General features: G+C 69.3%; 17 protein-coding genes and 1 tRNA gene. 13 read left to right on the forward strand and 5 right to left on the reverse strand.

Annotation, left to right across the window (positions count from 1 at the left end; genetic code table 11):
* Positions 1-9 precede the first annotated feature (9 nt).
* Positions 10-1764: a dolichyl-phosphate-mannose--protein mannosyltransferase gene (locus ACUYM2_RS05325; protein ID WP_481599127.1), complete on the reverse strand. Its 1755-nt coding sequence runs from the start codon at positions 1762-1764 to the stop codon at positions 10-12.
* Positions 1765-1832: 68 nt separating this feature from the next.
* Between ACUYM2_RS05325 and rsmI the strand changes: the two genes are divergently transcribed.
* Both rsmI and ACUYM2_RS05335 read left to right on the forward strand, forming a co-directional pair.
* Entirely contained in the window at positions 1833-2750 is a 918-nt protein-coding gene (gene rsmI, locus ACUYM2_RS05330; protein WP_481599128.1) for a 16S rRNA (cytidine(1402)-2'-O)-methyltransferase, read from the forward strand.
* Between the two features lie 197 nt (positions 2751-2947).
* A complete protein-coding gene (locus tag ACUYM2_RS05335; protein ID WP_481599129.1) occupies positions 2948-4447 on the forward strand; it encodes an NAD-dependent succinate-semialdehyde dehydrogenase in 1500 nt (499 codons plus the stop codon).
* On the opposite strand, the gene ACUYM2_RS05340 is transcribed toward ACUYM2_RS05335, so the two are convergent.
* Genes ACUYM2_RS05340 through ACUYM2_RS05350 form a run of 3 tightly spaced genes read right to left on the reverse strand, consistent with a single transcriptional unit; the run spans position 4444 to position 9478 of the window.
* Complete coding sequence (locus ACUYM2_RS05340; RefSeq protein WP_481599130.1) at positions 4444-6903, reverse strand: transglutaminase TgpA family protein; 2460 nt, start codon at positions 6901-6903, stop codon at positions 4444-4446. The two genes, ACUYM2_RS05335 and ACUYM2_RS05340, sit on opposite strands and share 4 nt — an antisense overlap.
* A complete protein-coding gene (locus ACUYM2_RS05345) occupies positions 6900-8300 on the reverse strand; it encodes a DUF58 domain-containing protein (RefSeq protein ID WP_481599131.1) in 1401 nt (466 codons plus the stop codon). The genes ACUYM2_RS05340 and ACUYM2_RS05345 overlap by 4 nt, the downstream gene beginning before the upstream one ends.
* Positions 8301-8314: 14 nt before the next feature.
* Positions 8315-9478 (reverse strand): AAA family ATPase, encoded by a 1164-nt coding sequence (locus tag ACUYM2_RS05350; RefSeq protein WP_481599132.1) that lies wholly within the window; start codon positions 9476-9478, stop codon positions 8315-8317.
* Positions 9479-9639: 161 nt separating this feature from the next.
* On the opposite strand from ACUYM2_RS05350, the gene ACUYM2_RS05355 reads away from it, so the two are divergent.
* The 5 genes from ACUYM2_RS05355 to ACUYM2_RS05375 all read left to right on the forward strand — a co-directional run bounded on the left by ACUYM2_RS05355 (position 9640) and on the right by ACUYM2_RS05375 (position 16022).
* Entirely contained in the window at positions 9640-10557 is a 918-nt protein-coding gene (locus ACUYM2_RS05355) for a TatD family hydrolase (RefSeq protein WP_481599133.1), read from the forward strand.
* 281 nt (positions 10558-10838) lie between these two features.
* The gene (locus ACUYM2_RS05360) at positions 10839-12029 is read left to right on the forward strand and encodes a ubiquitin-like domain-containing protein (protein ID WP_481599134.1); all 1191 of its coding nucleotides are present in this window, start codon (positions 10839-10841) and stop codon (positions 12027-12029) included.
* 140 nt (positions 12030-12169) lie between these two features.
* Entirely contained in the window at positions 12170-13081 is a 912-nt protein-coding gene (rsmA, locus tag ACUYM2_RS05365; RefSeq protein ID WP_481599135.1) for a 16S rRNA (adenine(1518)-N(6)/adenine(1519)-N(6))-dimethyltransferase RsmA, read from the forward strand.
* A gap of 58 nt (positions 13082-13139) precedes the next feature.
* The gene (locus ACUYM2_RS05370) at positions 13140-14102 is read left to right on the forward strand and encodes a 4-(cytidine 5'-diphospho)-2-C-methyl-D-erythritol kinase (protein ID WP_481599136.1); all 963 of its coding nucleotides are present in this window, start codon (positions 13140-13142) and stop codon (positions 14100-14102) included.
* A 90-nt stretch (positions 14103-14192) separates the two neighbouring features.
* Positions 14193-16022 (forward strand): ABC-F family ATP-binding cassette domain-containing protein, encoded by a 1830-nt coding sequence (locus tag ACUYM2_RS05375; RefSeq protein WP_481599137.1) that lies wholly within the window; start codon positions 14193-14195, stop codon positions 16020-16022.
* Positions 16023-16124: 102 nt separating this feature from the next.
* On the opposite strand, the gene ACUYM2_RS05380 is transcribed toward ACUYM2_RS05375, so the two are convergent.
* Positions 16125-16724, reverse strand: a complete 600-nt coding sequence (locus ACUYM2_RS05380; protein ID WP_481601412.1) for a TetR/AcrR family transcriptional regulator — start codon at positions 16722-16724, stop codon at positions 16125-16127.
* Positions 16725-16922: 198 nt separating this feature from the next.
* Between ACUYM2_RS05380 and ACUYM2_RS05385 the strand changes: the two genes are divergently transcribed.
* The 6 genes from ACUYM2_RS05385 to ACUYM2_RS05410 all read left to right on the forward strand — a co-directional run bounded on the left by ACUYM2_RS05385 (position 16923) and on the right by ACUYM2_RS05410 (position 24241).
* Positions 16923-16994: transfer RNA gene (locus tag ACUYM2_RS05385), tRNA-Gln, on the forward strand.
* 209 nt (positions 16995-17203) lie between these two features.
* The gene (gene glmU, locus ACUYM2_RS05390) at positions 17204-18694 is read left to right on the forward strand and encodes a bifunctional UDP-N-acetylglucosamine diphosphorylase/glucosamine-1-phosphate N-acetyltransferase GlmU (RefSeq protein WP_481599138.1); all 1491 of its coding nucleotides are present in this window, start codon (positions 17204-17206) and stop codon (positions 18692-18694) included.
* A 5-nt stretch (positions 18695-18699) separates the two neighbouring features.
* Positions 18700-19680, forward strand: a complete 981-nt coding sequence (locus tag ACUYM2_RS05395; RefSeq protein ID WP_481599139.1) for a ribose-phosphate diphosphokinase — start codon at positions 18700-18702, stop codon at positions 19678-19680.
* A 310-nt stretch (positions 19681-19990) separates the two neighbouring features.
* Complete coding sequence (locus ACUYM2_RS05400; protein WP_481599140.1) at positions 19991-20614, forward strand: 50S ribosomal protein L25/general stress protein Ctc; 624 nt, start codon at positions 19991-19993, stop codon at positions 20612-20614.
* A 100-nt stretch (positions 20615-20714) separates the two neighbouring features.
* Positions 20715-21302, forward strand: coding sequence for an aminoacyl-tRNA hydrolase (gene pth / locus ACUYM2_RS05405; protein WP_481599141.1), 588 nt, complete (start codon positions 20715-20717; stop codon positions 21300-21302).
* Positions 21303-21568: 266 nt separating this feature from the next.
* Positions 21569-24241 (forward strand): helix-turn-helix transcriptional regulator, encoded by a 2673-nt coding sequence (locus ACUYM2_RS05410; RefSeq protein WP_481599142.1) that lies wholly within the window; start codon positions 21569-21571, stop codon positions 24239-24241.
* The last annotated feature ends 2 nt before the right edge of the window (positions 24242-24243 follow it).

Below are 24243 nucleotides of genomic sequence, written 5' to 3' on the forward strand. Positions count from 1 at the left end.
TATCCTGCCCTAGATCCAGGACGGCATCCACATCCGCAGCCGCCAGTCCTGGTACGAAATCAGCTCCGCGGTCCAGACCGGGTAGAAGAAGGCCGAGAGCAATACGGCCGCGACGACGAACACCGCGACGAGGTAGAGGCCGGAGCGCCGCCGCCAGAGCGGGTCGCTGCTCCGGCCCAGGACCAGCCCCAGGCAGTACACCAGGGCGAGCACCAGGAACGGTTCGAAGGAGACAGCGTAGAAGAAGAACATGGTGCGTTCCGGGTACATGAACCAGGGCAGGTAGCCGGCACCAACGCCGGCCAGGATGGCCCCGGCCCGCCAGTCCCGGCGGCCGGCCCACCAGAAGAGCAGGATGCCCAGGCATGCCGCCGCGCTCCACCAGATCAGCGGGTTGCCGACCGAGAGGATGGCCGAGGTGCAGCTGGGCAGCTCGCAGCCTGCGGTGCCCTGCTTGGATGATTCGTAGAAGAACGAGGTGGGCCGACCCATCACCAGCCAGCTCCAGGCGCTCGCCTCGTAGGGGTGCTCGGCGCTGAGGCCCTGATGGAACTTGTAGGCCTCGAGGTGGTAGTGGGCCAGCGAACGGAGCGAATCGGGCAGCCAGCCCCATTCCGCCGAGGGGTTGGTCTCGGCCCAGTGCCGGAAATATGCGTTGCTGGAGCGGAACCAGCCGGCCCAGGTGGCCAGGTAGACCAGGGCGGCGACCGGGACGATGCTCAGGAAGGCGCCGATGCCGTCCTTGAGGATGCCGCCGGTGATCCAGCCGTGGACGCCGGCGATCCGGCGCGCGCTCAGGTCCCAGAGCACCGTCATCAGCCCGAAGCCGGCCAGGAAGAACAGGGCGGACCACTTGGTTCCGACCGCCAGGCCGAGGCAGACGCCGGCGGCCAGCCGCCACCAGCGGATCCCCAGCCACGGTCCGGCGGCGAGCTGCAACCGGGACGGCCGGCCGTCCGCGGAGGCGGCCGCCTGCCTGCCGAGCCGGGCCGCGAGCCGGCGCCGGCCGTCGTCGCGGTCCATCAGCAGCGCACCGAAGGCGGCAAGGATCCAGAACATCAGGAAGATGTCCAGCAGCGAGGTGCGGGACATCACGAGGTGGTGCCCGTCCACCGCCAGCAGCACCCCGGCCACCGCGCCCAGGGTGAGCGAGCGGAAGAGCTTTTGCGCGATCAGGGCGAGCAGGAAGATGGAGAGGGTGCCTGTCAGGGCCGCGCCGAAGCGCCAGCCGAAGGGGTTTTCCGGGCCGAAGAGCCACATGCCGGCGGCGATCATCCACTTGCCGACCGGCGGGTGGACTACGTACTCCGGGCCGTCCAGCAGCACCCCGGGGTTGCCTGCGATGAAGGAATCGTTGGCCTTGTCCGGCCAGGCGCGCTCATAGCCGCTGACCAGGAGGGAGTACGCGTCCTTGACGTAATAGGTTTCGTCGAACACCAGGTTGTGCGGGGAATCCAGCCGGACAAAGCGCAGGATGCCGCCGAGCAGCGCGGTGAGGGCGGGGATGAGCCAGAACCAGAGGCGCAGCGACGGCGGATAATCGCGCCAGCCGCGGATGTTGCCGACCAGCCGCTCTGTCAGCGCCTCGGCGGTGAACGCCTCTGCGGGGCGGCTGATCCAGCGGTGCCCCTCGAGGTTGCGCCCGCCACCAGCAGGGTCCGGTGTGCCGGCTCTGCCGGCGGGGCGGGGGCTGTCCGGGCTGGCATCGGCGGGCACCGACGCGGCTGAACCGGCCTCGGCAGGCCGCATCGGGGTCTGCGTCACGTTGCCATGCTACCTTTTGCGGCCGTGATCGTCGGTCCCGCGCGCCGCCCCGGCAGTAGGCTGGTGGGGTGGATCCAGAACAGCGCACGTCACCGAGTACTTCACCGGCCCCTGCCGCCGCCGACACCGCCCCGGCAACGGGGACAGCCGCCGGTCCGGGCCGGATCGTGCTGGCCGCCACGCCGATCGGCAACGTCGGCGACGCCTCCGCCCGGCTGATCGGACTCCTGGAGACGGCTGACATCGTCGCCGCCGAGGACACCCGGCGGCTGCACCGGCTGGTGCAAAGCCTCGGCATCACCGTGGCCGGCCGGGTGATCAGCTACCACGAACACAACGAGGCGGCGAAGACCGGCGAGCTCCTGGACCAGGTGCGGTCCGGGAAGACGCTGGTGATGGTGACCGATGCCGGCATGCCCTCGGTCTCGGACCCGGGCTTCCGCCTGGTGGAGGGCGCCGTCGCCGCCGGCCTCACCGTCACCGCCGTCCCCGGCCCCTCGGCCGTGCTGACCGCGCTCGCCCTCTCCGGCCTGCCGACCGACCGCTTCTGCTTCGAGGGATTCCTGCCGCGCAAAGCCGGTGAACGCGCCTCCCGGCTCGCGGAACTCGACGCCGAACGACGCACCATGGTGTTCTTCGAGGCCCCGCACCGGCTGCAGCCCATGCTCCGTGCCCTGCACGAACGCTTCGGCGCCGACCGCCGTGTGGCCGTCTGCCGGGAGCTCACCAAGACCTACGAGGAGGTCATCCGCGGAACCCTGCGCGACCTCCTCGAATGGACCGAAGCGAATGAGGTCCGGGGCGAGATCGCCGTCGTCGTGGGCGGAGCGCCGGAACGGGAGCCCGGCAAACCGGAAGACCAGGTCGCTGCCGTGAACGCGCTGATCGCCCAGGGCATCCGGCTCAAGGAAGCCGTCGCCGCCGTCGCGGAGGACGCCCGGGTCAGCAAACGCGAACTGTATTCGGCGGTGCTCGCCGCGCGCTGACCCGGACTCCGAGGCCGCGGCGGAACGCGGAACTCCCTTGTGCAGCTGCACAGCAAAGCCGGCGGGGGCTAGTGCGCGCAAGCGTAGACACTCCGGAGAATCCGGCAGTACCGTGGCAGTAGCCCAGCCCCGCGGCGCACGCCGGTGCGGGCGCCGCTCAGAGATTTTTCCAACCCATTGCCGACGAGGGAGTCATCGTGACTGTAACTGCCCAGCCCACCGTTACCGCGGAGCGTGAGGCCGCGCTGCTGGCCACCGTGCCGACAGGCCTGCTGATTGACGGGCAGTGGCGTCCGGCCGCGTCCGGCAAGACGTTCGACGTCGAGGATCCCGCGACCGGTAAGGTCCTGCTGAGCCTTGCGGACGCCGGTCCGGAGGATGGTGCTGCCGCCCTGGATGCTGCCGCCGCGGCGCAGGAGTCCTGGGCCAAGGTCCCGCCGCGGGAGCGCGGCGAGATCCTGCGCCGGGCCTTCGGGCTCGTCACTGAACGGGCTGAGGACTTCGCGCTGCTGATGACCCTGGAGATGGGCAAGCCGCTGGCCGAGGCCCGGGGTGAAGTGACGTACGGGGCGGAGTTCCTGCGCTGGTTCTCCGAGGAGGCCGTTCGTGCGTTCGGGCGTTACTCGGTGTCCCCGGACGGCAAGTCCCGGCTCCTGGTGACGAAGAAGCCGGTGGGGCCCTGCCTGCTGATCACGCCGTGGAATTTCCCGCTGGCCATGGCGACCCGCAAGGTCGCCCCGGCTGTCGCGGCCGGCTGCACGATGGTGCTGAAGTCCGCGAACCTGACGCCGCTGACCTCGCAGCTGTTCGCCGCCGTGATGGTCGAAGCCGGCCTGCCCGCCGGTGTGCTGAACCTGATCCCCACCTCCACCGCCGGTGCCACGACCGGGCCGCTGATCAAGGATTCGAGGCTGCGCAAGCTCTCCTTCACCGGTTCCACGGAGGTCGGCCGGCGGTTGCTGGCGGACGCTTCGGAGACTGTGCTGCGGACCTCGATGGAGCTTGGCGGCAACGCGCCGTTTGTGGTGTTCGAGGACGCCGACGTCGACGCGGCCGTGGCCGGGGCGATGCTGGCGAAGCTGCGGAATATGGGCGAGGCCTGCACCGCCGCGAACCGGTTTATCGTGCACGAGTCCGTGGCCGATGAGTTCGCGGAGAAGTTCGCCGCGAAGATGAAGGACATGACGACGGCCCGCGGCACCGAGGCGGATTCCAAGGTCGGCCCGCTGATCGACGCCAAGAGCCGCGACAAGGTCCACGAACTGGTCACCGACGCGCTGTCCGCCGGTGCCGTCACGGTGCTCGGCGGCTCCGCCGTCGAGGGCCCCGGCTACTTCTACCAGCCCACGATCCTCAAGGGCGTCACCGAGGGCACCCGGATCCTGACCGAGGAAATCTTCGGCCCCGTCGCCCCGATCATCACCTTCGACACCGAGGACGAGGCCGTCCGGCTCGCCAACAACACCGAATACGGCCTGGTGGCCTACGTCTTCACCAAGGACCTCAACCGGGGCATCCGGATGGGCGAACGCCTGGAGACCGGCATGCTGGGCCTGAACGCCGGCGTCGTTTCCAACGCGGCCGCCCCGTTCGGCGGAGTCAAGCAGTCCGGGCTGGGACGCGAGGGCGGCCTCGAAGGGATCGAGGAATACCTCTACACCCAGTACATCGGCATCGCCGACCCCTACGCCGGCTAGTTCCGGCGGAGCCGGCGGACGGCGCTGCGGAGCCCGGGCCAGGACTCCGCGGCGCGCGGCGTTGACACCCGGCTCCGCCAGCGGGCCGTCAGCGAGGGCGGCAGCCAGGTGGCGCGGGCCCGGGTCCACCACGACGCGTGCGCCCGGAACGCGTCGTGCACCGCTGCGATCCTGTCCGCCGCGGCGTCGCCGGGCGGGGAGTCACCGAACGGCGAGTCCGTGTCCGGGCGGCCATACTGCTGGCGTTCGTAGTCGCCTGTCAGGGAGTCGACCGCAGCATGGGCCGGCGCGTCCACCCCGCCCGCCTCGCCAAGCGCCGCAGAAGCACGCAGCCGCGCCGAGAAGTGCCGCGGTGTTTCGCTGCTGTGCGGCGGGACACGGAAGTCCGCGGCGAGGTCCCGCAGTTCCTCCCAGGCCGGCGCCGCGGAGCCGCCCGCGCCGGTGCCGGCCGCTTTGAGCCGCCGCCGCCGGACGCCGCCGCGGAGCAACGCCGGGGCCGCCAGCAGCAGCAGGACCAGCATCACCCCGCCGCCGCCGTACAGCAGCGCCGGCAGCGGGCTGCCGGACACGTCCCCGCCCTCGGTGGAGGGCAACGGCAGCGGGGCCGGGGCGGGGGCCGACGTGGGCTTCGGGTCATTCTCGGGGATTAGACCGTCGTTGTTCTCGTTGGTGCTGGCCCCGCTGGGCGCCGCCGGCTCGGTGGCATAAGCCGGCACCACGCCGCGGGACGGTGTCGGCTCGAAGGCCACCCAGCCCACACCCTGGAAGTAGAGTTCGGGCCAGGCATGCGCGTCGCGGGCGTCGACCTCGTATTCGGGCAGCGCCCCCTGGCCGGCGATCGACACGGTGGCTCCGGTGGCGCGGCCCGGGGCGTAGCCGACGGCGATCCGGCTTGGAATGCCCTCCAGCCGAGCCATCACGGCCATGGCCGAGGAGAAATGGATGCAGTAGCCGCTCTTTTGGGCCAGGAAGTCCGCGAGCACGGACAACCCGTTGCCGTCGTAGCCGCCCTGCACAGGGGACTGGAGCGAGTAGCTGAACTCTGCGGAGCGCAGGTAATTCTGAATCGCCATGGCCTTGGCGTAGTTGCTGCTCCTTCCCGCGGTGACGTTCTCGGCGGTCTGCCGCACGATCTGCGGAACGTTGGCGGGGATCCGGGTGAACGTGTCCGGCACCCCCTGCGCCCGGTCCGGGGATTCCGCCAGCACGGCCCGGTTCAGCTTGGGAGCCACCGATGTCACCACATACTGCTGGTTGCGGGAGTTGGTGTCCACGCCCTTGATGCTCAGCGTTGCCGGGTCCCAGCTCCACCGGCCGCTCAGGCCGCTCACCGTCTGGGGCGCGTAGGGGACCGGCAGGTAGGGGCTGGTGAACTGGCCTGCGTTCACGGCCGTGACCACCCGGAGCTGCTCCTCGACGCCGGAGTCGGTACCCTGGTCGATCCGCCCGGTCCCCGGCCTCCGGCTGGAGTCACGGTCGTCCGGGGACCACGCGTCGCCGTCGAAGTTGTCCACGGTGACGGAGCGGAGGTAGGGCGCCTGGGCAGCGCTGGTGGCGTAGGTGATCCTACCGTCGCCCGTGGGGCTGCGCAGGTTGTTGCCGAGGCTGATCATCGGGTTCAGGCCGCTGGCCGGGCCCCAGGGATTCAGCCGGGAACCTTGCGGGAAGGTGCCTTGGTCAAAGCCTGGGATGACCAGCTGGAACAGCAGCGTCAGGGCCAGTGCCATGGCGCCGGTGAGGGTGGCGCGTTTGAGCTGGCCGGGGTTGCGTGCCGTGTCCACCCGGGTCCGGGAGGCCGGATGGAACCAGTGGCTGCAGGCCAGGATCATCAGGTAACCTGCCGCCGCACCAGCGAACCCCAGCCAACCGACGCTCTGTGGTTTGACCATGGCGGGAACGACCAGGACGGCCAGGACTCCCAGGCCGCTGGTTGCCGGCAAGGCAAGCGGGACGGCGAGGGCGTCGACCAGGATGACCACCAGGCCGAGCACCCCGCAGATCAGCAGCACGATCCCGGCGTTTGGCGCCACCGGGGAGCTCTCGGCCAGCACCGTCTCGCTGGCCCGCCGCAGGTACCGCTGCAGCTGGGCCATGGTGTCCGCGGACGGGATGAAGCCGGCGATGCTGTGCTGCCGGAAGAACGTCGACGTGAGGACGACGGCCAGTGCCACGAAGCCGCCGGCGCCCACCAGGAACCCGCGCAGCCGCAGGGCACGGAGCCCCGCCATGGCCAGCGCGACAGTGAACACCGTGGTGAGCGCCGACGGGTACCACGCCCAGCCGCGCAGCACGCCGTTGAGGCCCAGCGCCGCCCCGGCGACGGCCAGCGCGACCGCGACCCCCATGGCCCATGGTTCGGCCCCTGGCCCGCCCGCGCCGCTGCCGGGCACGGACGGTGTCCCGGGGCCGGGCGCGGACGATTCCGTGGCCACGCTGCGCTGCGGTGTCAGGGTCATCGCCGGCCTCCCGCGGCGCGCCGGACCTCAGCGGCGGCCTGGAGCCCGGCCGCAGCCTGAAGCCCGGTGGCACTGCCCTGGTCGAAGGCTGCCCAGGCGGCAGGCAGCGGGGTTGCCGCGGTGACGACCACCGCGCGCCAGCCCCCGCGGCGCAGGATCTCCAGGACCGGGCCGGCGTCGGACGGACGGTCGGAGACCAGCAGGGCAAAGGCGTTCGCGCCGAAGCCTGCCGCCGGCGCCAGCGCCCGGGCCTCCGCCGGGGTGAGACGCCCAAGGATAGCGAGGATTGGCCCGCGCAGCCGGTGCGCGGAGAGCTTGTCCATCAGCCGGTCGTCGAAAGGCTGAAGCCCGGCGTCGGACGGTGCGTGCCGGGGACCGCTGAGCGCGATGGCGGCCAGGCTCTCGGCAATGGACTGCAGGCCGCCGGCCCCGGTGAACTCGTCGGCGTCCGGTTCCGGCGCCGAGGGCGAATTCAGGAAGGCGGGCTCGCCGGCGGGGTCCAGGCAGCGCAGCGCGTAGTTGCGTTCACCGAGGTGGGTGCTGATGGACATGGCGGCGGTGACGGCCCATTCGAAGGTGTCGCTGGTGACCAGTTCGTGCCCGTCCGCGGCGCCGCCGGAGACGTACCCGGCACCCTGGGCAAAGGCGTGGAACCGCTGGTCCAGGATGATCGTGGCCTCCGGCGTGGTGACGGATTCCTCCTGCCGCACCATCAGGGCACCGTGGCGGGCTGTCGCGGCCCAGTGCACCCGGCGCATCGGATCGCCGTGCCGGTATTCGCGGGTCATGATGTCGTCGTCGCTGGGGTTGGCGCGGATCCGGGTCGCGGTGACGCCGTCGCTGCCGCGCGCGCCGGCCAGCCCGGTGACGGGGAGTTCGACGGCGGCGGGGGTCACCGTGAGCAGCTCGCCGTCGTCGATCGCGTGGCGGTGGACGGAGAGCCCGAAGGGGTCACTGAATTCTGCGGTGACCGGTCCGATCAGGAACTGTCCGCGTTTGGCGCTCCGCAGCTGGTATTCGTAGCGGCTGGTCCCCGCGGCGGCGGTCCGCGCCGGGAAGCGAAACACCGGGGAGTGTCCGAACCGGTCCGGGAGTTGTTCCTCCATCAGTGCCTGGCCGGATCCGGGGCCGGTGCGGGCCACCGCCAGCCGGACCGTCGTCGTTGCCGATGTCTCCACCGGGGAGGGACTGAATTCGCGGTAGACCCGGAACCGCGGCTTCAGCACACGGGTCCCGGCGAGGGACAACAGCGGCAGCACCAGCAGCAGGAGCGCCAGCGCCAGCAGGTCGCGGCGTCCCATTACCTGCGCGGCCAGCAGCGACAGCACGCCGGCTCCCAGCAGGCCCCAGCCGCGCGAGCTGAAGATGTGCCTCGGGAACAGGTCCAGCAACGCCACGGCAGCGTCAGCCCCTAGTGTCCGGTGGGTTGGGTCGAAGGCTGGGCAGGGATGCGGCCGTCGTCGCGGCCATCGTCGCGGCCGGCCCGGGGCCGCGCCGCGTCCTGGCCCACCGGCACCTTCGCCAGGATCGAGCGGATCACGCTCTGCGGGGTCTCCCCGGTGCTGGCTGCCTTGCGGTCCAGGATGATCCGGTGGGCCAGCACCGATTCGGCGACACTCACGACGTCGTCCGGCAGCACGAAGTCCCGGCCCTCCAGGGCGGCGGTGGCCTTCGCCGCGCGGAGCAGCTGGAGCATGGACCGGGGACTCGCGCCCAGCCGGAGCATGGTGCTCTCCCTGGTGGCACGGCCCAGCGCGACCGTGTACTCCTTGATCGAGCGGGAAACGTAAACCTGCTGCACGGTGGCAATCATGGAGGCCACCTCGTCCGCGGTGACCACTGCCGTGACCCGGGTCAGCGGGGACGTGGCCTGGTGGGTCTCGAGCATCTCCATCTCGGCGTCCCGGTCCGGGTAGCCCATCGAGATACGGGCCATAAAGCGGTCGCGCTGCGCTTCAGGGAGCGGATAGGTGCCCTCCATCTCGATCGGATTCTGGGTCGCCACCACCATGAAGGGTTCGTCCAGCTGGTAGGAGTTCCCGTCCACCGTGACCTGGTGTTCTTCCATGCATTCCAGCAGGGCCGACTGGGTCTTGGCCGAGGCGCGGTTGATCTCGTCGCCGATCACGATGTTGGCGAACACCGCGCCAGGGCGGAACTCGAACATCCGGGACGCCTGGTTGTAGATGGACACGCCCGTGACATCCGAGGGCAGCAGGTCCGGGGTGAACTGGATCCGGCTGACCGAGCAGTCGATGGTGCGCGCCAGGGTTTTTGCCAGCAGGGTCTTGCCGACCCCCGGCACGTCCTCCAGGAGCAGGTGCCCCTGGGCGAGCAGCACGGTCAGGGCCAGCTTGGCGGCTTCGGCCTTGCCGTCGATCACGGTGTTGATGGCGCGCAGGATCCGCTCGCTGGCAGCGTGGAACGCCGCAGCCTCCATCGGCGCGGGCAGTGCGGCCCCGTGCTTCCGGGCGCCGGACCCCACCGCGGCGGCCCGTGGCTCACCTGCCCGCGCAGGAAAGCCCTGCGGCTCGGGCAATGCTTCGTCCACGGAAGTGCGTCGGTGGTAGTCCATCGGCAGCCTTTCAGCCCTGGTGCGTCACGGCCGGAGCGGCAGGAAAGCCGGTCCCGCCCCTGGTACGCGCCTGTCTTGGTATCAGCGTACTAACACAACTGACAAAGCAGACAGAGAGTTCCAAGGTAATTCTGTGTCCGGCCCGCGGCTACGCTGGAAGGATGTGCAACCCGCTGACCCCCGCCCCCTACCGCGAGACCGGCAGCAACGGAACCGGCGGCGCTTCGTCCGGAACCGTCCCGTCGGGCCGGAAGCCGTATCCGCCGGCCCCGGAGCCGCTGCCCGTGCCGGTGATGGACAACCACACGCACCTGGACTTTCCGGACGCCGGGACGGCGGTCAGCATCAAGGACGCCCTCGACGCCGCGGAGGCTGTCGGGGTCCGGGGTGCGGTGCAGGTGGGGTGTGACCTGGAATCGTCCCGTTTCACCGTGCAGGCGGTGGAGCAGGATGCCCGGCTGCTGGGCGCCGTAGCGCTGCATCCCAACGACGCCCCGGCCTACGCCGCCCGCGGCGGGCTGGAGGAAGCGCTGGCGGAGATCGAGGCGCTGGCCGCGCACCCGCGGATCCGTGCCATCGGCGAGACGGGCCTGGATTTTTTCCGCACCGAAGGGGAAGGGCTGGCCCACCAGCGATACTCTTTCCGCCGCCACATCGATATCGCCAAACGGCTTGGCCTGACGCTGCAAATCCATGACCGCGACGCCCACGACGACGTGGTGCAGGTGCTCCGCGAGGAGGGCGCTCCGGAGCGTGTGGTGTTCCACTGCTTCTCCGGCGGCGAGGAGCTCGCCCGGACCTGCAACAGCGCGGGCTGGTACATGTCTTTCGCGGGCACGGTGACCTTCAAAAACGCGGCGAACCTGCGCGCCGCACTGGCCATCGCCGACCCCGAGCGGATCCTGGTCGAGACCGACGCCCCGTTCCTCACTCCGCACCCGCACCGGGGGAGGCCGAACGCCAGTTACATGGTCCCGTACACGGTCCGGGCCATGGCCGAATTGACAGGCCGGGAGCTCTCCGAGCTCTGCGCCGGGCTGGCCGAAAATACCGTGCGGGCGTACGGATCCTGGGACTAAAACCCCCATCTGCTGTCACACTGGCAACATACTGAGTATGCACAAATTCTTGGTTGGTTTATAACGCTACGGTTACAGTGGTCAACTATTAGCCGGGGTCGGGGAAGGCCTTCGGAGAATTTCACTACCTCAGGGCGCGCACCGTGGCAACGAATCCACGTGTGCGCTCTCATTTGGAAGTGTGGCAGTGCCCGCGTTTTCCGCAAACAATCGGACCTGGTCCGGAGCTGCCCTCGGGGTGTTTGCGCCGGGGAGACGTGCGCGCTTTTCCCCGTGCCCGGATGGTCCGAAAGATATGGGCAATCGTGGTCAAGTTCTTCACATCGGATGGCAAGTTCAGCTTCGTCAAGGTCGGGGCGCAGCTGGTGGTGCTGGTGGCACTCGTGCTGGGCCTGGTCGCCTTCGTTGGCAACAACAAGACGGTCACCCTCAACGTGGACGGAAAAGTGAGCTCCGTCCAGACTTTCGGCGGCACCGTCGGCCAGGTGGTCCGCGGCGCCAAGGTGGAGCTGCAGGCGGCGGACAAGGTGTCGCCCTCGGCCGAGTCGCATGTGCAGGACGGATCCGTCATCAAAGTGAACCTCGCCAAGGCCGTCAAGGTCAGCCTGGACGGCGCGGAGCGGACCATCAACACCACCTCCCCGACCGTCGAAGGGCTCGTGACGGAACTCGGCGTCGCGCCCGCCTCGGAGATTTCGGTTCCCAAGGACGCCCGGCTGGCCGTCTCCGGTTCCTTCGTCAGCATCACGACACCGAAGGCCGTAACGCTCGTGGCGGATGGCAAGGCCAGCAAGACCACGACGACGGCGGCCACCGTCGGCGGCGTCCTCGCCGACGCCGGCGTCAAGCTCGGCGCCAGCGACCGCACCTCGCAGCCCGGCAACGCCCCGGTTGTGAACAACATGGTGGTCAAGGTCTCCCGCGTCGACGTGACCAAGACCGCGGCCACGACCGAAGCCGTCCCGTTCGAGACGCTGACCGCCGAGGACGCCGCCCTGCCCAAGGGCGAGCAGAAAGTCGTCCAGGCCGGTGTGGCCGGCAGCATCAGCAAGAGCTTCAAGCTGGTCCTCGTGGACGGCCGTGTCGCCTCGAAGACCCTCGTGGCCCAGAAAGTCACCCGCGAACCGGTGACCGAAAAGGTCAGCATCGGCACCAAGGAAAAGCCCAAGGTGGAGGCAGCCGCCAGCACCGGCGGCGGCAACACCGGCGCCGCTGCCCCGGCGATGATGAACCAGGGCATGTGGGACAAGATCGCGCAGTGCGAGTCCGGCGGCAACTGGTCCATCAACTCCGGCAACGGGTACTACGGCGGACTCCAGTTCGACGTCCAGACCTGGCTCGGTTCCGGCGGCGGCGCTTACGCACCCAACGCCAGCCAGGCCAGCAAGGCCCAGCAGATCGCTGTCGCCAACCGCGTGTACGCCCAGCGCGGCCTGCAGCCCTGGGGCTGCGGCTGGGCAGCTTCCAGCTGACACCGCGCCCCGGCCCGCGAGGCCGGGCCACGCACCCGCGGTTCCCGCACCGGCTGACCACCGCCGCGGAGTGCACCGGAAGGCCGGTCCCGAATCCGGGGCCGGCCTTCGCCGTTGCCGCCGCGGGATAGGATACCTAGGTGACTGAACCGACCCCCTCCGCCCCCGCCGGGCCTGCCCGGAACCTCCCCTCCGGAGCCCCCGCGCAGCTCCTGGGAGCCTCCGACATCCGCAGGCTGGCCGAGGAAATCGGGGTCCGCCCCACCAAGACGCTGGGCCAGAACTTCGTCATCGACGGCAACACCATTCGGCGGATCGTCGCCGCCGCGGACATCGGCGCGGACGAGACCGTCCTGGAGGTCGGCCCGGGCCTCGGCTCGCTGACCCTGGGCCTTCTGGACGCCGCCAAATCGGTCGTCGCTGTCGAGATCGACCCGGTCCTCGCCGCCAAGCTCCCCGCCACCGTCGCCCGGTGGCGGCCCGACGCCGTCGCGGACTTCCACCTGGTCCTTGCCGATGCGATGAAGGTGACCGAGCTGCCGGTCCAGCCGACGGCGCTGGTCGCCAACCTCCCCTACAACGTGGCCGTCCCCGTGGTCCTGCACCTGCTGCAGCACTTCCCGAGCCTGCGGCACGGACTGGTCATGGTCCAGGACGAGGTTGCCGACCGGCTCGCGGCCGGCCCGGGTTCCAAGACCTACGGTGTGCCCTCGGTCAAGGCGGCCTGGTATAGCGGCATGCGCAAAGCCGGTGTGATCGGAATGAACGTCTTCTGGCCGGCGCCCAAGATCCACTCCGGGCTCGTCGCCTTCGCCCGCCGGGAACCGCCGGCCACCTCGGCCACCCGGGAAGAGGTCTTCGCCGTGATCGACGCGGCCTTCGCGCAGCGGCGCAAGACCCTCCGGGCCGCGCTGGCCGGCTGGGCCGGCAGCGCCGCCGAGGCCGAACGCTGCCTCCGGGCCGCCGGGGTCGACCCCACCGCGCGGGGCGAAGTGCTTGATGTCGCAGCCTTCGCCCGCATCGCCGAAGCGCACGCACAGCCCGGTTCCTGACCGGCGTTCCCACGTTGCCTGCTTGGAGCCACAGCCCGCCATGCCATAGCGTGGAGCCATGAACGCAGTGAGAGGGCGCTTTTCCGCGAGGACTGTCCGGGTTAAGGCGCCGGGCAAAGTAAACGTCTCACTGGATGTCGGACCGCTGCGCGCGGACGGCTACCACTCGGTGGCGAGCGTGTACCTGGCCGTGTCCCTCTATGAAGAGGTTGCCGCCACCAGCACGGACACCGGCGAGATCACGGTCAGCATCAGCCCGGCCAGCACCCTGGACCTGGACGGCGTGGACATCCCGCTCGACGAGCGCAACCTGGCGTACAAGGCCGCGGCCATCATGGCCGATGTCTCGGAGCACTCCACCGGCGTCCACCTCGAAATCACCAAGCGGGTTCCGGTTGCCGGGGGCATGGGCGGCGGCTCGGCCGACGCCGCGGCCACCCTGCTGGCCTGCGACGCCCTGTGGAACAGCGGGCTCTCACGGGACGAACTGGCCCACCTCGCCGCCGAGCTGGGGGCCGATGTGCCGTTCTCCCTGCTGGGAGGGACCGCCGTCGGACTGGGCCTGGGCGACGAGCTTTCCCCGGCGCTGGTCAAAGCGCAGACGGACTGGGTGCTCGTCACCGCGGACTTCGGCCTTTCCACCCCAGGGGTCTACAAAACCCTTGACCGGCTGCGCGCGGACGAAGGGGTGGAGGTCGAGGAGCCCACCGCCGTCGATCCCCGCGTCCTCGCCGCCCTCCGCAGCGGCGACGCCGACGCGCTCAGCCGGGTCCTGGTCAACGACCTGCAGCGCGCCTCGATCGAGCTGGCACCCGGGCTGCGCGACGTTTTGGGCCTGGGTGAATCCTGCGGCGCGATCGCGGGAATCGTCTCCGGCTCCGGCCCCACCGTGGCGCTGCTGGCGCACAGCCCGGCCGCGGCCGAGGGGCTCGCTGAAGACCTGCGCCACCATGGCCTCGACGCCCTGGCCGTCCACGGCCCGGTGCACGGCGCACGCATCATCTCCGATACGCTCCTTTAATAGGATTGTGGTCGTGATCCGCCCGGCGCTCCGGGCCTGGGCCCACCTGTCCTTGCTCAACAGTATTTTTCTCTAGGAAAGCAGTTCCCAGTGGCACACCTGCTCGGCGGCGAGAACCTCACGGTCTCGTACGCAACCCGTACCGTCCTCAACGGCATCACCCTCGGCCTTGAAGAAGGCGACCGGATCGGCATGGTGGGCCGCAACGGCGACGGCAAGTCGACGTTGATGCGGCTGCTGGCGATGCGCGCCACCCCGGACTCCGGCCGTGTGACCAAGCGCAGCGAGGTCAACATCGGCTACCTTGACCAGAGCGACGTGCTCGACGGCGACCTCACGGTCGGTGCGGCGATCGTCGGGGACCAGGCCGATTATGAATGGGCCCGCAACCCGCAGATCCGCGAAGTCATGGGCGGCCTGGTGTCCGACGTCGACTGGCACGCCAATGTCCATGCCCTCTCCGGCGGGCAGAAGCGCCGGGTGGCGCTGGCCAAGCTGCTGATCGAGGACCACGACGTCATCATGCTCGACGAACCGACCAACCACCTCGACGTCGAGGGCGTCGCCTGGCTGTCCCGGCACCTGAAGACCCGCTGGCGGCCGAACCAGGGTGCCTTCCTGGTCGTCACCCACGACCGCTGGTTCCTCGATGAAGTCTGTACCAAGACCTGGGAGATCCACGACGGGATCATGGACCCGTTCGACGGCGGCTACGCCGCCTATGTGCTGGCCCGCGCCGAGCGTGACCGTTCGGCGTCGGTGATGGAAAGCAAGCGCCAGCAGCTCGTCAAGAAGGAGCTCGCCTGGCTGCGCCGCGGCGCCCCGGCCCGGACGGCGAAGCCGAAGTTCCGGATCGAGGCGGCGAATGCCCTGATCGCCGACGTTCCGGAGCCGCGCGACTCGACGGCGCTGAGCAAGATGGCCACTGCCCGGCTCGGCAAGGACGTGCTGGACCTGGAAAACGTCTCCCTCGACTTCCGTGGCGGGGAGCCGGGCCAGAAGCTGTTCGACAACATCACCCTGCGGCTCGCCCCCGGTGAGCGGCTGGGTCTGGTGGGCGTCAACGGCGCCGGCAAGACCACGCTGCTGAAACTGCTCAACGGCGAGATCCAGCCCAGCTCCGGAAAGGTGAAGCGGGGCAAGACGGTCGTTACCGCGGTCCTCACCCAGGAGGTCAAGGAACTCGATGACGTCTCCGACCTGCGGGTCATCGAGGTGATCGAGCGGGAAAAGCGCTCGTTCAACGTCGGCGGCAAGGAATTCACCGCCGGGCAGCTCGTGGAGCAGCTCGGTTTCACCAACGAGAAGCAGTGGACCCCGGTCAAGGACCTTTCCGGCGGCGAGCGGCGCCGCCTGCAGCTCCTGCGCCTGCTGGTGGGGGAGCCCAATGTGCTGATGCTCGACGAGCCCACCAACGACCTCGACACCGACACCCTGGCCGCCGTCGAAGACGTGCTGGACGGCTGGCCGGGCACCCTTGTCGTCGTCAGCCACGACCGCTACCTGCTCGAACGCGTCACGGACCACCAGATGGCCCTGCTGGGCGACGGCAAGATCCGGGCGCTGCCGCGCGGCGTGGACCAGTACCTGGAGCTGCGGGAGGCAGCGCTGGCCGGATCCACCATCACCGGCGGCGGCAACCCGGTCACCGCGGCGGGCGGAGCGTCGGCCCCGGCGGCAGCAGGCCCGTCCGAGGCCGAGAAGCGCGACGCCCGCAAGGCGAAGAACCGGATCGACCGCCAGCTGGGCAAGTTGCAGCAGCAGGAGGACAAGATCCACGCCCAGATGACGGCCGGAGCCGGGGACGCCTCCAAGTTCGACGAGCTCGCCGCCCTGAACGCTAAACTCCAGGGGCTCGCCGCCGAACGCGAGGCCCTCGAACTCGAATGGCTCGAGGCCCTTGAGGTCCTCGGCGAGTAAGCACCCCTTAGGTCGCCCAGCGACCGCAGGGGCACGTTGTGCCGTGTCTCAGCGACGGCGAAGGGGCCACTGCGCCGCGTAGGTGACCACTGGCCGCGCAGGTTAGTCTTCGCTGCGGAGTTCCGGGTCCTTTTGCAGCCCGGTGAGGCCGTTCCAGGCGAGGTTGACCAGGTGCGCGGCAACTTCGTGCTTGTCCGGGGTGCGGCTCTCCTGCCACCACTGGCCGGTCATCGCGACCATTCCGACGAGCATCTGGGCGTACATGGCGCCGTCGGCGGAACCGAAGCCGCGGCGCGCGAACTCGTCGGCCAGAATGTACTCCACCCGATGTGCCACTTGCGAGAGCAGGGTCGAGAACGCACCCTCGGGTTGCGACGGCGGGGCATCGCGCATCAGGATCCGGAAACCGTCGGTCCGGTCCTCGATGTAACCCAGCAAGGCCAGGGCGGCCCGTTCGACCTGGACGCGCGGCTTGGCCTCCCCGGACAGCGCGTCACTGATGGAACTGAGCAGGATCCGGAACTCGTAGTCCACCACCTGGGTGTAAAGGCCCTCCTTGGAGCCGAAGTGCTCGTAGATTACCGGCTTGGAGACGCCGGCTGCAGCGGCGATCTCTTCGAGGGTGGTCCCGTCCAGGCCTCGGAGGGCAAAGAGTGCCCGCCCAATGCCGATCAGCTGGATGCGGCGCTGCGGCCCGGTCATCCGCGGCCTGGGGATGTAGCCCGGCGCCCGCACCGGCCTGCCGGTGCGGTGGTCCGCCCCTCCGGACATGCCTGCGCTGTTGCTCACAGCACCATCATGCCTCACGGTGCTCTCCACCCGCCCGGGCGCTGAGTCGCATGAGCATCATCCTTCGTGGCAGAATTGTCTCTTGTGCCACCGGCTTGCCGGTTGGCACGGTCCGCTCTGGTGTAATGGCAGCACCCCGGCCTTTGGAGCCGTGGAGTATAGGTTCGAGTCCTATGGGCGGAACTGCCGCGCGCGGCCGGCAGGACCGGTCCCGGCGGACACGGTCCGGCAGCCGTCCAGTAGGATGAAGACGGTGCCGCGATCGGAATGCGGTCCGGCACGGACGCGCGGCGCCGGCAACGAGGTGGACCACCTGGCTGCCGTCCACGGGTCAACTGAGATCGACCGAGCAGTGGCACTGAGTCAGGCCGCTGAGCAAGGAGAGCCCGTACGTGAGCCCCGAGAACACCGGCCCCGCCGCCGTCATTGTCCTAGCTGCAGGTGCCGGTACCCGGATGAAGTCCCGTACCCCCAAGATCCTCCACGAAATCGGCGGACGCTCCCTTGTTGGCCACGCCCTCAACGCCGCCCGCGCCCTCCGGCCGCGGGAGCTGGCCCTTGTGGTCCGCCACGAACGCGACCGGGTGGCCTCGCACATCGCCGAAATCGATCCGCAGGCCCTGATCGTCGACCAGGACGACGTCCCCGGCACCGGCCGCGCCGTCGAAGCCGCCCTCGAGGCCCTCGACGCGCTCCACCCCGAACGTCGGCTGAGCGGAACCGTCGTCGTCACCTACGGCGACGTTCCCCTCCTCACCGGCGAACTCCTTTCCCAACTCGTCGCCGTGCACGAGGCGGACGGCAACGCCGTCACCGTGCTCACCGCCGTCCTGGACGACGCCACCGGCTACGGCCGCATCCTGCGGGGCGACGACGGAACCGTGACCGGCATCCGCGAACACAAGGACGCCAGCGACTCCGAGCGGGAAATCCGGGAGATCAACTCCGGTATCTACGCCTTCGACGCCGCGGCGCTGCGCGACTCCCTGGCGCACGTCACCACCGACAACGCCCAAGGCGAGAAGTACCTCACCGACGTCCTCTCGCTGGCGCTCGCCGCCGGCGGCCGGGTCGCCGCGGTCGTGACCGAAGACCGCTGGCAGGTCGAAGGCGCGAACGACCGCGTGCAGCTCTCCGCCCTCGGCGCCGAACACAACCGGCGCATTGTCGAGGCCTGGATGCGCGCCGGCGTTACCGTCGTCGACCCGGCCACCACCTGGATCGACGCCACGGTGACCCTCGACGAGGATGTCCGCCTGCTGCCGAACACCCAGCTGCATGGCGCCACGACCGTGGCGCGCGACGCCGTCGTCGGCCCCGACACAACGCTGACCGACGTCCGGATCGGTGAGGGCGCCAAGGTGGTCCGCACCCACGGTTCCGGTGCCGTTATCGGCGCCGACTCCAGCGTTGGCCCCTTCACGTACCTGCGCCCCGGCACCGTCCTGGGCGAAACTGGCAAAATCGGCGCGTTCTACGAAACCAAGAACGTCACGATCGGCCGCGGCTCGAAGCTCTCCCACCTCGGTTACGCCGGCGACGCGGAGATCGGCGAGGACACCAATATCGGCTGCGGCAACATCACCGCCAACTACGACGGCGAGAAGAAGCACCGCACGGTCATCGGCTCCGGCGTCCGGACCGGTTCCAACACCGTGTTCGTGGCCCCGGTCCAGGTCGGCGACGGCGCGTACAGCGGAGCGGGCGCCGTGATCCGCAGCGACGTGCCGGCGGGCGCCCTGGCCCTGTCCCTGGCCAAGCAGCGGAACACCGAGGGCTGGGTCGTGTCGCACCGCCCGGGCTCCATCTCCGCCGCGCTGGCCGAAGCCGCCGGCGCCACCCCATCATCCTCCAGTACTCCGGCATCGACAGAAGAGGGCTAGCAAAAATGAGCGAAATTACGGCACACGGCGAGAAGAAGCTGGTGCTGGCCGCAGGGCGCGCGCACCCGGAGCTGGCGCGCGAGATCGCCAAGGAGCTGGGCACCGAACTGCTGCCCCTGGACGCCTACGACTTCGCCAACGGCGAGATCTACGTCCGGGCCGGCGAAAGTGTCCGCGGTACCGACGCCTTCGTCATCCAGGCGCACCCCGCCCCGCTGAACAACTGGCTGATGGAGCAGCTGATCATGATCGATTCGCTCAAGCGGGCTTCCGCCAAGCGCATCACCGTGGTCTCGCCGTTCTACCCCTACGCCCGCCAGGACAAAAAGGGCCGCGGCCGCGAGCCGATCTCGGCGCGCCTGGTCGCGGACCTGTACAAGACCGCCGGCGCCGACCGCATCATGAGCGTGGACCTGCACACCTCGCAGATCCAGGGCTTCTTCGACGGCCCCGTGGACCACCTGATGGCGATCCCGCTCCTCGCGGACTATATCCGCACCCGCGTCGGCGCTGACAAGATCACGGTCGTGTCCCCGGACACCGGCCGCGTCCGCGTGGCGGAGCAGTGGGCCGAACGCCTCGGCGGTGCGCCGCTGGCCTTCGTACACAAGAGCCGCGACCTCACGGTGCCCAACCAGGCGGTCTCCAAGACCGTCGTGGGCCAGATCGAGGGCCGCACCTGCGTGCTGATCGACGACATGATCGACACCGGTGGAACCATCTCCGGTGCCGTCCAGGTGCTCAAGAACGCCGGCGCCAAGGACGTCATCATCGCGGCCACCCACGCCGTGTTCTCGGACCCGGCCTCGCAGCGCCTCGCCGAATCCGGGGCCCGCGAAGTGGTGGTCACCAACACCCTGCCGATCGCCGCGAGCAAGCACTTCCCGCAACTCACTGTGCTGTCCATCGCACCGCTGATCGCCCGGGCCATCCGTGAAGTATTCGACGACGGCTCCGTCACGAGCCTCTTCGACGGCAACGCGTAGATTCCGCAGCAGGAGAAGACAGCAGCAAAGATCCCAGCCGGGCGCCCCACGGGGTGCCCGGCCACCCGGTGCCGGGTCCCGTTTTCGCTAAACGGGGCCCGGCACTGCTAAACTCGATCCGATACCTTGGCGAGGGAGAGCGCCGGTAGCCCGCAGGCACGGACAACGTGCACGGCTTGCCGGACTGCTGGTCTCCGTTATCGACTGGGTCTGAATCTCCCTTCGGAAGGGCGGCCCGGCCGCCCGGCGTTGAAGGTCGCTGACAGACCTCCGCCCTTGCTGAACACCGCTAGTCCCAGAGGAGACACCCATGGCTGAGCAGAAGCTCGCAGCAGAAGTACGTACCGAATTCGGCAAGGGCTTTGCCCGCCGCGCCCGTATGGCCAACCAGATCCCGGCCGTCATCTACGGCCACGGCGCCGAGCCGATCCACATCACCCTCCCGGCAAAGGCCACCACCCTGGCCGTCCGCACCGCCAACGCCCTGCTGTCCCTGGACATCAACGGCGAAGAGCACCTGGCCCTGGTCAAGGACATCCAGCGCAACCCGATCAAGCAGATCATCGAGCACCTCGACCTGCTGACCGTCCGCCAGGGTGAGAAGGTCACCGTGGACGTCAGCGTCCACGTCTCCGGCGAAGTTGCCCCCGGCAATGTCCAGAACCTCGAGATGACGACCATTTCGCTCGAGGCCGAGGCCACCCACGTGCCGACCGCCGTGGAGATCAGCGTTGAGGGCCGCACCGCCGGCGAGCACATCCACGCGTCCGACCTGGTACTGCCGAAGGGCACCGTGCTGCTGACTGACCCCGAAGCCCTGGTCGTCAACATCTCCGAAGCCGTCGAAAACGCCGTCGAAGAAGAAGCCGGCGCCGAGGCCCCGGCTGCCGGTGGCACTGCAGCCGGAGAGTCTTCCGAGGCTGCTGCCGAGTAATTCCGGCGTATTCTCAGGTGGCCGGGTCCCTACGGGGCCCGGCCACCGTCGTTTCCGCTCCCGCACCCCCGCGCCCGACGCCCCTAAGAAGGATGGATCCATGACTGACACCTGGCTGATCGTAGGCCTCGGCAATCCGGGTTCCGAGTACGCCCACAACCGGCACAACGTCGGCCAGATGGTGCTCGACGAACTGGCGCACCGGGTCGGCGGCGGCTTTAAGTCGCACAAGGCGCGGGCGCAGGTCCTCGAAGGCCGGCTGGGCATCGGCGGCCCCCGGGTGGTGCTGGCCAAGCCGATGAGCTACATGAACGTCTCCGGCGGCCCGGTGTCCGCGCTCGCGAAGTTCTTCGACATCCAGCCGGACCACGTCATTGCCGTCCACGACGAGATCGACATTCCTTTCAACACGCTCAAACTCAAGATCGGCGGCGGCGAGGGCGGCCACAACGGACTCCGCGACATCTCCAAGGCGCTGGCCACGAAGGACTACCTGCGGGTGCGGGTGGGCGTCGGGCGGCCGCCCGGCCGGATGGACACGGCTGATTTCGTGTTGCGGGATTTCGCCACGCCGGAGAAGAAAGAACTCCCGTTCCTGATCGACGCGGCGGCCGACGCCGTCGAGGCGCTGGTGCGCGACGGACTCCAGTCCGCTCAGCAACGGTTCCACCCCGCGAAGGCCCAGTAACTCCCGCCACCGCGCCCCGACGACGGGGACCCGGACGCCGCCCGCCCCGTCTCACCGACCGGATTCCTTTCCAAGCGTCCGGCCATGCCGTTATGATCTGTCTACTCTGTTGTCGGGGGATAGGGTTACGCTACTTCTAGGCGGACGGGCTGGGGTTTGCCGTCCGCAGAGCGGTAAGAGGAAACTGTATGTCGAGGGATTCACTGGGCTGGGGGAATGTTTCCATTGCATTGGCACCTGCAGAAGTCCAAGAGGCCGCGGGGGCGGTGAGTAGACACGCGTGGTCGGGACTGGCACGTGGTGCCGACGCTGACCGTGTCCGGAATGCCCTCACCGCTCCTGACAGCATGGGCGTGGTCATCACGGGGGACCGGGGCGTAGGAAAATCCCTCGTCGGCCGCAGTGCCCTCGCGGGCTTCGGTCCCGACGTCTACACGCTGCAGCTGCGAAGCACCGGCTCCGGCTCCGCCACGCCGTACGGATGCCTGGCGTTTACGCTGGCCCGGCTGCCGCAAAGCGCCCTCGGATCACCGACCGCAATCCTGCACGGCATCACCTCGCTGATCCGCAACGACGCCGCGGGACGAAAATGCATCATCCTGCTGGACAACGCGGGTTCCCTCGACGAACAAAGCACCGGGGTCCTGCTGAACCTGCTGCAGACCGGCACCGCCAGGCTGGTCGCCACCGCGCAGCGCACCACCGACCTGCCGCCGGACTTCTACTGGCTCATCACCTCCGGGCAGCTGGCCGAGGTGCGGCTCGCGAACATGACCGGGATCGAAACCCAGCAAGTGCTGCAGGCCGCACTCGGGCACCGGGTCTCCACGGCCTTGGCAACGCAGCTGCACGAACTTGTCGGCGGCAGCCCCACCCTCCTCCAAGCCGTGGTCTCCGAGCAGATCGAACGGGGCAACCTGGTGCTGTCCGGCTCCGTGTGGACCCTGGTCGACGAGGTCGTCCTGGATGGCCGGACCGCCCTGGAGGACATTGTCAGGGCGCGGTACGCCAGGGAGTCGCCCGAGGCGCGCGAAGTCATCGAAGTGCTCTCCTGCGCGCGCTCGATGTCCCTGTCCCGGCTCGCGAGGATGTACGGCCCAGGGCTGATCGCGGATATGGAAGACGCGGGGCAGATTGTCGTCGACCGCACCGACCGGCACTTCGTCACGCTCGGGGACCGGTACCTGGGGGACATCGTCCGGAACTGGCTCAGCGTGGAGCGCCGGCTGGAACTGCGCGACAAGGTCCCCGGCCACCAGGAAGACCAGCTGGCGGAGCTCACGGTCGAGGACCTGCTTGCCTACGCGGCGTGGACGCACGACTGCCATGCCGAGCTGGCGCCGGCCCACGCGCTGGCCGCGGCCCAGGCCGCCGTCCGCCTGTTCGACCCGAAATTCGCGCTTAAATGCGCCGGCAGCATCAGCCCCGGCGACAGCGAATGGGCGGAAGGACAGCTGCAGAAGGCCGCCGCGTACCTGCAGCTGGGTCTTCCGCTCCAGGCGATGTCCTCCCTTGACGATATCTCCGAGGCGCAGATCAATGGGCTCGGGCCGGAGGCCTTCGCCGAGCTGGTCGCGGCCAAGGCCGACTGCATGGCATGGCTGGAGGACCGCCGCGGGAAGGTCCCCGAACTCATCCGGCAGGCCCGGCTGAGGCTGCAGGAATTCCGCGGGGGCGGCGGGGAGCAGCCCGGCACGGAAGCACTGGACCGGGCAGGGCTCTGCCTGGACCTGGCTGAGTTCAACTACCTGTCGTTCATCGGCGACTATGAGCCGATGATGGACCGGCTCAGGGCGGCCGCCACCGCCGTCGACGCCGACGCCATCGACCCGGTCCACCGGCTTCGGGCTTCCATCATCCTGATGGAAGCCCTGTGCGTGACGGGCAAGGAACTCGAGGCCCGCGAGCTGATGCGCGAGATCGGCGGCAAGCTGGGCGAGTGGTCCAACGTCCCTCGGATCCGCGAAAACTTCGCCTGGCGGGCCTTCAACGTCCTGCTGCTTTCCGGCCAGTGGCGGCAGAGCATCGACATGCTCAAGGACGCCAGCGGGCGGGCCGGGCACGGCCTGCATTCGGGCAGCGCGGCCACCGACCTCGCCATCGGGCTTGCCTATGTTTACGCGGGCCGCGGACACCTGGCCCTGGACCCGCTCCTGGCCGCGGTCGCCCAGCTGGAAGTCAGGACCAGCCTGCACGCGCTACGGCAGGCCTACGCCGCGACGGCCTTCGCCTACGCACAGATGGGGAACTCGGTGCAGGCCACCGTCTACCTGGACCGCGCACGGTCCGCGGACGGTCCGGCCCGCTTTGTGGTCAGCAGCTCCGCCGAGTTTTGTATGGACATGGCTTCCCGGTGGCTGGGCGATCCGGAGGCGAAGGACCGGCTTGTCCGCGCCGCCGAGGGGCACTTCCGGAACGGCCGCTACACGCTGGCCGGCATCTGCATGCTGGGCGCCACCGTCAACGGCACCGTGAAGGACTTCCAGTTCATGGAAGATATCGCCGCCCACCGTCAGGGTCCCCTCGCGGAACTCTCCCGGGTGGTGGCGGTGGGGAGCCGGAAAAAGGACGCCGCCACGATGCTCGAAGCCGCCGGCCTCGCTGCCGCCTTGGAGCTCGACGCCGTGCAGGCCCGGTGCGCGGCACTCGCGTTCGATTTTGCCAAGTCCGCCGGTCTGGCAGGAAGCGCGACCGCGGCCCACACCATGTTGGAATCCCTGTCCGAATCGGTGCCGGCACTGCCGATCGTGCCCAGGAGCAAGGGGCCGCTGCTGACGGAGCGGGAACGGCAAATTGCGGCCCTCGCAGGGAACGGAGTGACCAACAAGGACATCGCCCTGGAAGTGGGTATTTCGGTTCGAACGGTGGAGGGGCATTTGTACCAGGTATTCACCAAGCTCGGGGTATCGTCGCGGAGTGATCTGCTTGGACTCATCTAGGG

This window comes from Arthrobacter sp. SD1074B (assembly GCF_056780195.1).

What these genes read in the sequence shown, in the direction of transcription:
- ACUYM2_RS05340 (WP_481599130.1), bottom strand. Translation starts at nt 6,903, where the DNA reads ATGACCCTGACACCGCAGCGCAGCGTGGCCACGGAATCGTCCGCGCCC.
- ACUYM2_RS05395 (WP_481599139.1), top strand. Translation starts at nt 18,700, where the DNA reads ATGAGCGAAATTACGGCACACGGCGAGAAGAAGCTGGTGCTGGCCGCA.
- ACUYM2_RS05350 (WP_481599132.1), bottom strand. Translation starts at nt 9,478, where the DNA reads ATGGACTACCACCGACGCACTTCCGTGGACGAAGCATTGCCCGAGCCG.
- ACUYM2_RS05400 (WP_481599140.1), top strand. Translation starts at nt 19,991, where the DNA reads ATGGCTGAGCAGAAGCTCGCAGCAGAAGTACGTACCGAATTCGGCAAG.
- ACUYM2_RS05360 (WP_481599134.1), top strand. Translation starts at nt 10,839, where the DNA reads ATGGTCCGAAAGATATGGGCAATCGTGGTCAAGTTCTTCACATCGGAT.
- ACUYM2_RS05370 (WP_481599136.1), top strand. Translation starts at nt 13,140, where the DNA reads ATGAACGCAGTGAGAGGGCGCTTTTCCGCGAGGACTGTCCGGGTTAAG.
- ACUYM2_RS05355 (WP_481599133.1), top strand. Translation starts at nt 9,640, where the DNA reads ATGTGCAACCCGCTGACCCCCGCCCCCTACCGCGAGACCGGCAGCAAC.
- pth (WP_481599141.1), top strand. Translation starts at nt 20,715, where the DNA reads ATGACTGACACCTGGCTGATCGTAGGCCTCGGCAATCCGGGTTCCGAG.
- ACUYM2_RS05380 (WP_481601412.1), bottom strand. Translation starts at nt 16,724, where the DNA reads ATGACCGGGCCGCAGCGCCGCATCCAGCTGATCGGCATTGGGCGGGCA.